Raw genomic sequence first — 13590 nt, 5'->3', positions numbered from 1 at the left:
AACCGGGCGCAAGCTCGGTGCCATACCTGCCTTATCCTAGCGACCCGACCCCTTCAGTCAAAGTCGGGGGCGAGTCGCGCTCGGACAGGACTCTGGCCGGGGGAAACCCCCGGCCAGAGTCATCGACGGGTGACTGGTGTCACTCGCCCTTCGCCTTGGCGACGATCTCGTCGGCGATGTTCTTCGGGGTCTCGGCGTAGGAGTCGAACTCCATGGAGTACGACGCCTGGCCCGAGGTCTTCGACCGCAGGTCGCCGACGTAGCCGAACATCTCGGACAGCGGCACGAGCGCACGCACGACGCGGTTGCCGTGCTGCTCGTCCATCGACTGCACCTGGCCGCGACGCGAGTTGAGGTCGCCGATGACCGTGCCGAGGTAGTCCTCGGGCGTGGTCACCTCGACGGCCATCATCGGCTCGAGGATCGCGGGATCGGCACGACGGGCGGCCTCCTTGAACGCCTGGGCCCCGGCGAGCTTGAAGGCAAGCTCGGAGGAGTCGACGTCGTGGTAGGCGCCGTCGGTCAGGGTCACCTTGATGTTGTCAACCGGGTAGCCGGCGAGGACACCGAACTGCATGGCCTCCTTGACGCCCTGGTCCACCGCGGGGATGTACTCGCGGGGGATGCGGCCGCCGGTGACGGCGTTGACAAACTCGTAGCCCGAGCCGGGCTCGGTGGGCTCGAGATCGATGATGACACGCGCGAACTGGCCGGAACCACCGGTCTGCTTCTTGTGCGTGTACTCGACCTTCTCCACCTTGCGGCGCAGCGTCTCGCGGTAGGCCACCTGGGGCTTGCCGATGTTGGCCTCGACCTTGAACTCACGACGCATGCGGTCGATGAGGACGTCCAGGTGGAGCTCGCCCATGCCGGCGATGATCGTCTGGCCGGTCTCCTCGTCCGTGTGGACGCGGAAGGTCGGGTCCTCCTCCGCCAGGCGCTGGATCGCGTTGGACAGCTTCTCCTGGTCGGACTTCGTCTTCGGCTCGATGGCCTGCTCGATGACCGGGTTCGGGAAGGTCATCGACTCCAGGACGATCGGGTTGGCCGGGTCGCAGAGGGTCTCACCGGTGGTGGTGTCCTTGAGGCCCATGACCGCGCAGATCATGCCGGCGCCGATCGAGTCGATCTCCTCACGCTTGTTGGCGTGCATCTGGTAAATCTTGCCGATGCGCTCCTTGCGACCCTTTGTCGAGTTGAGCACCTGCGAGCCGGCGGTCAGGACGCCGGAATAGATGCGCACGAAGGTCAGCTTGCCGAGGTGCGGGTCGGCGGCGATCTTGAAGGCCAGGATCGACAGCGGCTCGTCGTCGGAGGGGTGACGCTCGAGGGTGACGGACTCGTCGCCGGGCTTGAAGCCCTCGATGGCGGGCACGTCGAGCGGGGACGGCAGGTAGTCGACGACCGCGTCGAGCAGGGGCTGGACGCCCTTGTTCTTGAACGAGGTGCCGCAGACCACCGCGGTGAAGGTGTTGGAGATGACGCCCTTGCGGAGGGCGGCCTTGATCTGCTCGACCGAGGGCTCCTCGCCCTCGAGGTACATCTCCATGATCTCGTCGTCGACGTCAGCGACGCGCTCGATCAGGGTGGCGTGGGCAGCCTCGGCGGCGTCCTTGAGCTCGGCCGGGATCTCCTCGATCTCGTACTTCTCGCCCATCTGCGTCTCGCCGCGCCAGGTCAGCGCGCGCATCTCGACGAGGTCGACGACACCGAGGAAGTCGGACTCGGCCCCGATCGGGAGCTGCAGCAGGACCGGGTCGGTCATGAGGCGCTCGCGGATCGTCTTGACGCAGTGGTCGAAGGACGCGCCGGTGCGGTCGAGCTTGTTGATGTAGCAGATGCGGGGGACGTTGTACTTCGTCGCCTGGCGCCACACGGTCATCGACTGCGGCTCGACGCCGGCGACACCGTCGAACACCGCGACGGCGCCGTCGAGCACGCGGAGCGAGCGCTCCACCTCGACGGTGAAGTCGACGTGCCCGGGGGTGTCGATGATGTTGATCTGGGTGTCGTGCCAGAAACAGGTGGTGGCGGCGGAGGTGATCGTGATGCCACGCTCCTGCTCCTGCTCCATCCAGTCCATGGTCGCGGCGCCGTCGTGGACCTCGCCGATCTTGTAGGACTTGCCGGTGTAGAACAGGATGCGCTCGGTGGTGGTGGTCTTACCGGCATCGATGTGGGCCATGATGCCGATGTTGCGAACCTTACTCAGGTCGGCCATGTGTGCATTCCTTTGGGTAAAACTTCAACTAAGCGGAGAGCACCCCCGGAGCCTTCGCGGGTCCGGGGGCGGCAGTCACCAGCGGTAGTGGGCGAAGGCGCGGTTGGCCTCGGCCATCTTGTGCGTGTCCTCGCGGCGCTTCACGGAGGCACCCAGGCCGTTGGAGGCGTCGAGGATCTCGTTCATGAGGCGCTCGGTCATCGTCTTCTCGCGACGGGCGCGGGAGAAGGAGACGAGCCAACGCAGCGCCAGGGTGTTCTGGCGGTTCGGCTTGACCTCGATCGGCACCTGGTAGGTGGCGCCACCAACGCGGCGGGACTTGACCTCGATGCTCGGCTTGACGTTGTCGAGAGCCTTCTTCAGCGTCTGGACCGGGTCGTTGCCGGTCTTGGCGCGGGTGCCCTCGAGGGCTTCGTACACGATGGCCTGAGCCACGGACTTCTTGCCGTCCAGGAGGATCTTGCTGACCAGCTGAGAGACAACCGGGGAGCCGTAGACCGGATCGGCGACGACGGGGCGCTTCGGCGCGGGACCCTTGCGAGGCATTACTTCTCCTTCTTCGCGCCGTAGCGGCTGCGAGCCTGCTTGCGGCCCTTGACACCCTGGGTGTCGAGGGAGCCGCGGATGATCTTGTAGCGCACGCCGGGGAGGTCCTTCACACGACCGCCTCGGACGAGCACCATGGAGTGCTCCTGCAGGTTGTGGCCGACACCCGGGATGTAGGCGGTGACCTCGATGCCGGAGCTCAGACGCACGCGCGCGACCTTACGGAGCGCGGAGTTCGGCTTCTTCGGCGTCGTGGTGTACACACGCGTGCACACGCCGCGGCGCTGGGGGGAGCCCTTCAGCGCGGGGGTCTTGTTCTTCGAGACTTTGTCGGTGCGGCCCTTACGGACCAGCTGCTGAATAGTTGGCACCTGCTGGTATCACTTTCGTTCGTTGTGTGTACGTTTACCTTCCCTGGCGCAGCTTCTCCGGATCGCCGACACGGGGACACCGTTCCCGGTCTGTGATGCAGATGGCTGCCGTGCGAACTGTCGGCACGTCACGCTCTCCGCAACGTCAAGAGCGAATGCCAGGGCACGCACAAGGGCCCGAGTGTTCGGGCGCACCGGACAAGATTACTTCACGCGGACCGCATCCTCAAAACCGGCCCCGGTCGTCGCGATCCGGCACGCGAGACGCCGCGGGGCGGAGGAGTGTGACACTCCCCCGCCCCGCGGCGTGCTACCGGATGATTCAGCGGATCTCGCCGAAGTCCATGTCCTCCAGCGGGACGGCTGGGCCGAGCGAATCCGAACCGAACGAGTAGTCGTACGGGTCGTAGTTCATCGTGTAGGCCGAGGCGCGCGCCTCCTCCGTGGGCTCCACCCGAATGTTGCGGTAACGGTCGAGACCGGTACCCGCCGGGATCAGCTTGCCGAGGATGACGTTCTCCTTGAGGCCGACGAGCGAGTCGCTCTTGCCCTGGATCGCCGCGTCGGTGAGCACCTTGGTGGTCTCCTGGAAGGAGGCCGCCGACAGCCACGAGTCCGTCGCGAGCGACGCCTTCGTGATGCCCATCAGGACCGGACGACCCTCGCCGGGGCGGCCACCCTCGGCGAGCGCCTGGCGGTTGGCCGCCTCGTAGGTGGCGCGGTCGACGAGCTCGCCCGGCATCATGCTGGTGTCGCCGGAGTCGATGACAGTGATCCGGCGCAGCATCTGCCGCACGATGATCTCGATGTGCTTGTCGTGGATCGGGGCGCCCTGGGTGCCGTAGACCTTCTGGACCTCCTCCACGAGGTGCTCCTGCACCTTGCGGAGGCCGCGGATGCGGAGCACGTCCTGCGGGTCGACCTGACCGGCGGTGAGCTGCTGGCCGATCGAGACGTGAGCGCCGTCACGGATGACGACACGACGCCCGCTGGGCTCGTCGTACTCGAGACGGGTACGACGACCGACCGGGTACTCCAGGTCGTCGCCGCCGTCGTCACGCACGATGACGAGCTTGCGCGAACGGTCGCCGTCCTCGATGCGCACGACGCCGTCGGCCTCGGCGATCGGGGCCTTGCCCTTGGGCTGGCGTGCCTCGAACAGCTCGGTGACACGGGGCAGACCCTGCGTGATGTCGTCGCCGGCCACACCACCGGTGTGGAAGGTACGCATCGTCAGCTGGGTGCCGGGCTCGCCGATGGACTGGGCCGCGACGATGCCGACGGCCTCGCCGACGTCCACCGTCTTGCCGGAGGCCAGCGAACGGCCGTAGCACATGGCACAGGTGCCGACGGCGGACTCACAGGTGAGCACGGAGCGGACCTTGACCTGGGTGACGCCGGCCTCGACGAGCTTCGCGATGACCGCGTCGCCCAGATCCGTGCCGGCCTCGGCCAGCACGGTGCCGTCCGCGTCGACAACGTCGACGGCGAGCGTGCGGGCGTAGACCGCGGTCTCGACGTCGCTGGACGTCTCGACCTTCGCGCCCTCGGTGAACGGGGCGACCGGCACCTGGATGGTGCGGCCGGACTCCTCGTCCGTCCCGTCGACGCTCCACACCGCGATGGTCTTGGTGAGGCCACGCTCGGTGCCGCAGTCCTCCTCGCGGATGATGACGTCCTGCGACACGTCCACCAGACGACGGGTCAGGTAACCCGAGTCGGCGGTACGCAGCGCGGTGTCGGCCTGGCCCTTACGGCCACCGTGCGTCGAGATGAAGTACTCGAGGACGGAGAGACCCTCACGGAAGTTCGACTTGATCGGTCGGGCGATGATGTCGCCCTTCGGGTTGGCCACGAGGCCTCGCATGGCGGCGATCTGACGCATCTGCGTCATGTTTCCTCGTGCGCCGGAGTCGACCATCATGAAGATGGGGTTCTCCGTGGTGAAGTTCTCCTTCATCGCCTCGGTCAGCTCGGCGGTCGCGTCCGTCCAGATCGCGATGAGCTCCTGACGGCGCTCATCCTCCGTGACGGAACCGCGCTCGTAGAGGCGGTCGATCTTCGTGGCGCGCTTCTCGTAGCCCTCGAGGATCTCGGCCTTCTGCGGCGGGGTCTGGACGTCGCCGATGGACACGGTCACGCCGGAGCGCGAGGCCCACTTGAAGCCCATGTCCTTCAGGTTGTCCAGCGCCGCGGCGACCTCGACCTTGGGGTAGGTCTCGGCGAGCTCGTTGATGATGCGGCCGAGCGTCTTCTTGCCCACCACCTCGTTGACGAACTCGAAGTCGGCCGGGAGCGCCTCGTTGAACAGCGCACGACCCAGCGTGGTGTCCATCAGGATCATGCCGTTGGCGTCGGGGGTGCGGCCCTCGGAGACGACACCCTGCAGACGGATGCGGCACTTCGCGCCGATGGCGAGGTCGCCACGGTCGTAGGCCATGATCGCCTCGGACAGGTTCGAGAACGCGTGGCCCTCGCCCGCGCCGTGGCGCTCCGACGTCAGGAAGTAGTGACCGATGATCATGTCCTGGGTCGGCATGGTGACGGGGCGACCGTCGGCCGGCTTCAGGATGTTGTTCGTCGACAGCATCAGGACGCGGGCCTCGGCCTGCGCCTCGGCGGACAGCGGCAGGTGCACAGCCATCTGGTCGCCGTCGAAGTCGGCGTTGAAGGCGGTGCAGACCAGCGGGTGGATCTGGATCGCCTTGCCCTCGATCAGCTGGGGCTCGAAGGCCTGGATACCGAGGCGGTGCAGCGTGGGTGCACGGTTCAGCAGCACCGGGTGCTCCGCGATGACCTCTTCCAGCACGTCCCACACGACCGGGCGGTGGCGCTCGACCATCCGCTTGGCGGCCTTGATGTTCTGCGCGTGGTTCAGGTCGTCGAGGCGCTTCATGACGAACGGCTTGAACAGCTCGAGCGCCATCGCCTTCGGCAGACCACACTGGTGCAGCTTCAGCTGCGGGCCGACGACGATGACCGAACGGCCGGAGTAGTCGACGCGCTTGCCGAGCAGGTTCTGACGGAAACGACCCTGCTTGCCCTTGAGCATGTCGGAGATCGACTTCAGGGGGCGGTTACCGGGGCCGGTCACCGGGCGTCCGCGACGGCCGTTGTCGAACAGCGAGTCGACGGCCTCCTGCAGCATGCGCTTCTCGTTGTTCACGATGATCTCGGGGGCGCCGAGATCGAGCAGCCGCTTCAGGCGGTTGTTGCGGTTGATGACGCGGCGGTAGAGGTCGTTCAGGTCGGAGGTGGCGAAGCGGCCACCGTCGAGCTGGACCATCGGGCGCAGGTCCGGGGGGATGACCGGGACGGCGTCGAGCACCATCGCGGCGGGGGCGTTGGAGCCCGTCAGGAAGGCGTTGACGACGCGCAGGCGCTTCAGGGCGCGGGTCTTGCGCTGCCCCTTGCCCGTGGCGATGATCTCGCGCAGGTTCTCGGACTCGGCCTTCAGGTCGAAGGTCTGGAGGCGCTTCTGGATGGCCTCCGCGCCCATCGAGCCGGAGAAGTACTTGCCGAAGCGCTTCTTCATCTCGCGGTAGAGGGTCTCGTCGCCCTCGAGGTCCTGGACCTTCAGGCCCTTGAACCGGCTCCACACCTCGTCGATGCGGTCGAGCTGACGCTGCGCACGGGTCCGGATGAGGCCGGACTCCTTCTCGGCGGCCTCGCGGACCTTGCGCTTGACGTCGGCCTTCGCGCCCTCCTCCTCGAGCTGAGCCATGTCCTCCTCGAGCTTGCGCATGCGCGCCTCGATGTCGGCGTCGCGGCGGGCAGCGAGCTGCTTCGACTCGGTCTCGACCTTGGCCTGCAGCGACGAGAGGTCGCGGTGACGCGCCTCTTCGTCGACGGAGGTGATCATGTGCGCGGCGAAGTAGATGACCTTCTCCAGGTCCTTCGGCGCGATGTCCAGCAGGTAGCCCAGCCGGCTCGGGACGCCCTTGAAGTACCAGATGTGGGTCACGGGCGCGGCGAGCTCGATGTGGCCCATCCGCTCACGACGCACGTTGCTGCGGGTCACCTCGACGCCACAGCGCTCGCAGATGATGCCCTTGAAGCGGACCCGCTTGTACTTGCCGCAGTAGCACTCCCAGTCGCGGGTGGGGCCGAAGATCTTCTCGCAGAACAGGCCGTCGCGCTCGGGCTTGAGCGTGCGGTAGTTGATGGTCTCCGGCTTCTTCACCTCGCCGTGGGACCATTCGCGGATCTGGTCGGCGCTAGCGAGGCCGATGCGCAGTTCCTCGTAGAAGTTCACGTCCAGCACGTTTTGCTTCTCTTTCCCCTACTTGCAGTAGGTGCCTTCGAATGAGTCTGAGTTGTTGATGCGGGGGCTCGCGGGAGCCCCTAGTGGGTGACTGAGCTCAACACTCAGACTTCGCCGACGTCCATGAAGTTGTCGGCTCCGGGGCGGCGGCCGAGGTCGATCCCGAAGTCCTCGGCGGACCGGATGTCGTCCTCGGACTCGCGCAGGTCGATCACACGGCCGTCATCGGAGAGGACCTCCACGTTCAGGCACAGCGACTTCATCTCCTTGATGAGGACCTTGAACGACTCCGGGATGCCCGGTTCGGGGATGTTCTCGCCCTTGACGATCGCCTCGTAGACCTTCACGCGGCCGGGGACGTCGTCGGACTTGATCGTTAGCAGCTCCTGCAGTGCCCAGGCGGCGCCGTAGGCCTCGAGAGCCCACACCTCCATCTCACCGAAGCGCTGGCCACCGAACTGGGCCTTACCGCCGAGCGGCTGCTGCGTGATCATGGAGTACGGGCCGGTGGAGCGTGCGTGGATCTTGTCGTCGACAAGGTGGTGCAGCTTCAGCATGTACATGTAGCCGACGCCGATCTTCTCCGGGAACGGCTCGCCGGTGCGGCCGTCGAGAAGATTCGCCTTGCCGGACGAGTCGATCAGGCGGACGCCGTCGCGGGTCTTGAGCGAGTTGTCCAGCAGGCCGGCGATCTCGTCCTCGTTCGCGCCGTCGAAGACGGGGGTCGCGAGCTTGGAGTCGGCACCGACGTGGCCGAGGCCGACCTCGCGCAGGCGGTCAGCCCACTCGCCCTTGGCATCCTCGATGTCCCAGCCGGTCTTGGCGATCCAGCCGAGGTGGTTCTCGAGGACCTGACCCACGTTCATACGCGAGGGCACGCCCAGGGGGTTCAGGACGATGTCGACGGGGGTGCCGTCCTCGAGGAACGGCATGTCCTCGACGGGCAGGATCTTCGAGATGACGCCCTTGTTACCGTGGCGGCCGGCGAGCTTGTCGCCGTCGGAGATCTTGCGCTTCTGCGCGACGTGCACGCGGACCAGCTGGTTGACGCCGGGCAGCAGCTCGTCGTCGTCCTCGCGGTTGAAGACGCGCACGCCGATGACGGTGCCGGACTCGCCGTGGGGCACCTTCAGGGAGGTGTCGCGAACCTCGCGGGCCTTCTCGCCGAAGATGGCGCGCAGCAGGCGCTCCTCGGGGGTCAGCTCGGTCTCGCCCTTCGGGGTGACCTTGCCGACCAGGATGTCGCCCGCCTCGACCTCGGCGCCGATGCGGATGATGCCGCGCTCGTCGAGGTCGGCCAGCATCTCGTCAGAGACGTTGGGGATCTCACGGGTGATCTCCTCGGCGCCCAGCTTCGTGTCGCGGGCGTCGACCTCGTACTCCTCGATGTGGATCGAGGTGAGGACATCGTCCTGCACGATGCGCTGCGACAGGATGATCGCGTCCTCGTAGTTGAGGCCCTCCCACGGCATGAACGCCACGAGCAGGTTCCGGCCCAGCGCCAGCTCGCCCTGGTCGGTGCAGGGACCGTCGGCCAGCGGCGTGCCGATCTCGACCCGGTCGCCGGGGGCGACCAGCGGGCGCTGGTTGATGCAGGTGCCGGCGTTCGAGCGGACGAACTTGTCCAGCTTGAAGCTGGCGTAGGTGCCGTCGTCGTTCGCGATCTCCAGGATGTCGGCGGACACCGAGGTGACCACGCCGGGCTTCTTGGCGAGCGTGACGTCGCCGACGTCGACAGCGGCGCGGTACTCCATGCCGGTGCCCACGAACGGGGACTCGTTGCGGATCAGCGGCACGGCCTGGCGCTGCATGTTCGCACCCATCAGGGCGCGGGACGCGTCGTCGTGCTCGAGGAACGGGATCAGCGCCGTGGCGATGGAGACCATCTGGCGCGGGGACACGTCCATGTACTCGACCTCGGACGGCGCGATCTCGTCAGCGTCACCGTGCTTCATCCGGACGAGCACGCGCTCCTCCGTCAGGCGGCCGTCCTGGTCGACCGCTGCCTTCGCCTGGGCGATGTTGTAGCGGTCCTCCTCGTCGGCGGTGAGGTAGTCGATCTGGTCGGTGACGTAGCCGTCGACGACCTTGCGGTACGGGGTCTCGATGAAGCCGAACGCGTTGACGCGGGCGAAGGACGCCAGCGAGCCGATGAGGCCGATGTTCGGGCCTTCAGGGGTCTCGATGGGGCACATGCGGCCGTAGTGCGAGGGGTGGACGTCACGGACCTCCATGCCGGCGCGGTCACGGGACAGACCGCCGGGGCCCAGCGCGGACAGACGACGCTTGTGCGTCAGGCCGGCCAGGGGGTTGTTCTGGTCCATGAACTGCGACAGCTGGGAGGTACCGAAGAACTCCTTCAGCGCGGCGGTCACCGGACGGATGTTGATCAGCGTCTGCGGCGTGATCGCCTCGATGTCCTGCGTCGTCATGCGGTCGCGGACGACGCGCTCCATGCGGCCGAGCCCGGTGCGGAGCTGGTTCTGGATCAGCTCGCCGACGGTGCGGAGGCGACGGTTGCCGAAGTGGTCGATGTCGTCGGCCTCGACGATGACATCGCCGAGGGTCTCCTGGTGGTCATGCAGCGCGACGACGTACTTGATCGCGGCGATGATGTCGTCGTTGGTGAGGACCTGCTGATCGAACGGCAGCTCGAGGCCGAGCTTCTTGTTGATCTTGTAGCGACCGACCTTGGCCAGGTCGTAGCGCTTCGGGTTGAAGTAGTAGTTCTCCAGAAGCTGCTGGGCCGCGTCGCGCGCCGGCGGCTCGCCCGGGCGCAGCTTGCGGTAGATGTCGAGGAGTGCCTCGTCCTGCGTCTTGACCGAATCCTTCTCGAGGGTCAGTCGCATGGACTCGTACTCGCCGAACTCCTCGAGGATCTTGTCCTCGCTCCAGCCGAGCGCCTTCAGCAGAACGGTGACATTCTGCTTGCGCTTGCGGTCGAGGCGCACGAACACCATGTCGCGCTTGTCGATCTCGAACTCCAGCCACGCGCCGCGCGACGGGATTACCTTGCAGGAGAAGATGTCCTTGTCGGACGTCTTGTCGGGGGTCTGCTCGAAGTAGACGCCGGGCGAGCGGACGAGCTGCGACACCACGACACGCTCGGTGCCGTTGATGACGAACGTGCCGCGGTCGGTCATCAGCGGGAAGTCGCCGATGAAGACGGTCTGCGACTTGATCTCACCGGTGTCGTTGTTCACGAACTCGGCGGTGACGAAGAGGGGCGCGGCGTAGGTGACGTCGCGGTCCTTGCACTCCTCGATGCTGTACTTGGGCTCCTCGAAACGGTGGTCGCGGAAAGACAGCGACATCGTCTCGTTGAAGTCCTCGATCGGAGAGATCTCCGCGAAGATCTCCTCCAGACCTGAGCGGGTGTTGACGTCGGTGCGGCCAGCGGCAAGCTGGGCCTCGACCGAGGCACGCCACGTCTCGTTTCCGATCAACCAGTTGTACGCGTTGATCTGGAGATCCAGGAGGTTCGGGACCTCCAGGGGCTCATGGATCTTCGCGAAGGAGATTCGACCAGTGGACGAGACGACATTGGTGTTCTTCAACGCAGAGCGCGAGGCGGCCAAGATTCGGTCCTTCCAAGAACGCTTGAAGCAAATTTCCGTGCATGGCGGACGCCCGGTGTCAAGACCGGGGCATACGCATAGCTGGGCAAACAACCACTGTACTGCAAGCGGGCAGATAAGGCAACAGGGGACCACGCACCACTTCCCTGGCCTGCGGGTCCTCCCCCGGTCGACACTGACCTCGACGATGATGATAGCGGGGCCGGCCGACGGCGCAAGTGCTTTGCGCGGCGAGTCCGCCGCAGGGGTACCCGGAGACGGCTGAAGGCCCGCCCCCGATGGGGGCGGGCCTTCCGGACTGTGGAATCAGTCAGCGCGTAACTGCGCGTCGGGTCACTTGACCTCGACGGAGCCGCCGGCGGCCTCGAGGGCCTCCTTGGCCTTGGCAGCGGTCTCCTTGTCGACGCCCTCGAGGACGGCCTTGGGGGCAGCCTCGACGAGGTCCTTGGCCTCCTTCAGGCCGAGGGAGGTCAGAGCGCGCACCTCCTTGATGACGGCGATCTTCTTGTCGCCACCGGCGGTGAGGATGACGTCGACCTTGTCGGAGCCCTCCTCAGCAGCGTCGTCGCCGCCATCGGCAGCGGCGGGGGCGGCAGCGGCAACCGCAACCGGAGCAGCAGCGGTGACACCGAAGGTGTCCTCGAACAGCTTCACGAACTCGGAGAGCTCGATCAGGGTCATCTCCTTGAAGGCCTCAAGGAGCTCGTCGTTGGTGAGCTTCGCCATAATGGGCGTTCCTTTCGTAGAAAAGTTTGTGATCGCAGCGGACGCTGCAACGGATCACTCCGCAGCGGGCGCTGCTTCGGGTGCCGCATCCGCGGCGGGGGTCTCGTCCGTGGCCTCGGCGGCAGCGCCACCGATCAGGGAGGGGTTGGCCTCGGCAGCGGTCTGCAGCGCGCCGAGGGCGCGGGCGCCCTGCGACAGCGGGGCAGCCAGCAGGTAGGCGGCCTTGGCCAGGTTGGCCTGCAGCGCGCCGGCAAGCTTGGCCAGGAGCACCTCGCGGGACTCGAGGTCGGCCAGCTTGAGAACAGCCTTGGCGTCGAGGAACTTGCCCTCGAGGACGCCACCCTTGATAGCCAGGGACGGATTGGCCTTTGCGAAGTCGCGCAGCCCCTTGGTGGCAGCGGCGACGTCACCCGTGACGAACGCGATGGCGGTCGGGCCGGTGAGGGTCTCTTCGACACCCTCAATGCCGGCCTCCTTGGCCGCGATCGCCGTCAGGGTGTTCTTCGCAACGGCGTAGGTGGCGTTCTCACCGAGGGATCGACGCAGGTTCTGCAGATCCTTGACGGTGAGACCGCGGTACTCGGTAAGCACTGCCGCCGCGGAGCTGCTGAATGCCTCAGTGAGCTCTGCGACCGTGGCAGCCTTGTCCGGCCTCGCCATGTGGTCTCCTTCCGGTCTCATCAAGCTCCCGACTCCCCGGCGGGGGAACCTGGAGCACCGTCGACCGCAACAAAAAAGCCCCGTCGCCAGGCGGCGCGGGGCGTCTCAGTATCCTGAGCTCTCACGTTCACCTGCGCGGGTGCCTTTCGGCTTTATGACTGGTGTCACCTGCGGTCTTCGGCTCGACATACAGTACCCGCGACCCCGCGCCGCGCCAAATCGGCCCTTCGGCCCGCCACGGGGTGGAGCAGGGCCGGTGCATTAGGCTTTCGGCGTCATCACTGTCTTCTGGGAGGACCCCCATGCGTCCCATTCTCGCCGTCGGTCTACTCGCCACCCTCGCGCTCACCGCGTGCAGCGGCCAGACCTCCGACTCCGCCAGCACCGCCTCCGACACCGCGTCCGCGAGCGATTCCACCGATCTGAGCTACGACGTCTCGGGCGTGGCCAAGGTCGACGACATCGCCGCGATGCTGCCGGACGCGGTCGCTGAGAAGGGCACCCTCGTCGTCGGCGCCTCCACCGACTACGCCCCCGCCGAGTTCCGCGCGGACGACCTCAACACCGCGATCGGCTACGACGTCGACCTGGCCAAGGCCATCGGCAACGTGCTGGGCCTCGAGGCGGAGGTGCAGGACGGCGAGTTCGCCTCCCTGATCCCGGCGATCGGCTCGAAGTACGACGTCGGCATCTCGTCGTTCACGATCACGCCGGAGCGCCTCGAGAACGCGAACATGATCTCCTACATCAACGTGGGCTCCAGCTACGCGGTCAAGGCGGGCAACCCGCAGTCCTTCGACCCAGAGAACGTGTGCGGTCAGACCATCGCCGTCCAGACCGGCACCTACCAGGAGGAGGAGCTGGCCACATTCTCCGATGACTGCACCGCGGCGGGCGACGAGGCAATCGAGGTCCTCTCCTACGCCCGGCAGTCCGACGCGACCACGAACGTCGTCGGCGGCAAGGCCGTCGCGTTCTACGCCGACTCCACCGTCGCCGGCTACGCCGCCTCGCTGACCAACGGCCAGCTGGAGATCACCGGCGGCATCCGCGACGCGGCCGAGCAGGGCATCGTCGTGAACAAGGACGATATGGAGCTCGCGAAGGCCGTGCAGGCCGCCACGCAGTCGCTGATGGACGACGGCACCTGGGGCAGGATCCTGGATGCCTGGGGCGTCGAGGACGCGGCTCTCACCACCGCTGAGCTGAACCCGAAGGCCTGAC

General features: G+C 66.6%; 8 protein-coding genes. 1 reads left to right on the top strand and 7 read right to left on the bottom strand.

Annotated elements, in window-relative coordinates; all coding sequences use genetic code 11:
* Window positions 1–139: 139 nt before the first annotated feature.
* The 7 genes from fusA to rplJ form a co-directional block, all read right to left on the bottom strand.
* Complete coding sequence (fusA, locus tag QH948_RS03690) at window positions 140–2221, bottom strand: elongation factor G (RefSeq protein ID WP_281145572.1); 2082 nt, start codon at window positions 2219–2221, stop codon at window positions 140–142.
* A gap of 75 nt (window positions 2222–2296) precedes the next feature.
* Complete coding sequence (rpsG, locus tag QH948_RS03685) at window positions 2297–2767, bottom strand: 30S ribosomal protein S7 (RefSeq protein ID WP_219080782.1); 471 nt, start codon at window positions 2765–2767, stop codon at window positions 2297–2299.
* The gene (rpsL, locus tag QH948_RS03680; RefSeq protein ID WP_077340453.1) at window positions 2767–3138 is read right to left on the bottom strand and encodes a 30S ribosomal protein S12; all 372 of its coding nucleotides are present in this window, start codon (window positions 3136–3138) and stop codon (window positions 2767–2769) included. The genes rpsG and rpsL overlap by 1 nt, the downstream gene beginning before the upstream one ends.
* Before the next feature lie 322 nt (window positions 3139–3460).
* On the bottom strand, window positions 3461–7402 hold the full coding sequence (rpoC, locus tag QH948_RS03675; protein ID WP_281145571.1) for a DNA-directed RNA polymerase subunit beta': 3942 nt from the start codon (window positions 7400–7402) through the stop codon (window positions 3461–3463).
* Window positions 7403–7506: 104 nt separating this feature from the next.
* Window positions 7507–10980 (bottom strand): DNA-directed RNA polymerase subunit beta, encoded by a 3474-nt coding sequence (gene rpoB / locus QH948_RS03670; RefSeq protein ID WP_281145570.1) that lies wholly within the window; start codon window positions 10978–10980, stop codon window positions 7507–7509.
* A gap of 333 nt (window positions 10981–11313) precedes the next feature.
* Window positions 11314–11706 carry a 50S ribosomal protein L7/L12 gene (gene rplL / locus QH948_RS03665; protein ID WP_281145569.1) on the bottom strand — a complete coding sequence of 131 codons (393 nt, stop codon included), beginning with the start codon at window positions 11704–11706 and terminating at the stop codon, window positions 11314–11316.
* Window positions 11707–11760: 54 nt separating this feature from the next.
* Window positions 11761–12366, bottom strand: a complete 606-nt coding sequence (gene rplJ / locus QH948_RS03660; protein WP_219080787.1) for a 50S ribosomal protein L10 — start codon at window positions 12364–12366, stop codon at window positions 11761–11763.
* A 302-nt stretch (window positions 12367–12668) separates the two neighbouring features.
* Here rplJ and QH948_RS03655 point away from each other — a divergent pair, with 302 nt between their 5' ends.
* Window positions 12669–13589, top strand: a complete 921-nt coding sequence (locus tag QH948_RS03655) for an ABC transporter substrate-binding protein (RefSeq protein WP_281145568.1) — start codon at window positions 12669–12671, stop codon at window positions 13587–13589.
* The last annotated feature ends 1 nt before the right edge of the window (window position 13590 follow it).

The organism is Tessaracoccus lacteus, from assembly GCF_029917005.1.
Lineage (GTDB): Bacteria > Actinomycetota > Actinomycetes > Propionibacteriales > Propionibacteriaceae > Arachnia > Arachnia lactea.
This window is presented reverse-complemented; position numbering and strand designations above follow the sequence as displayed.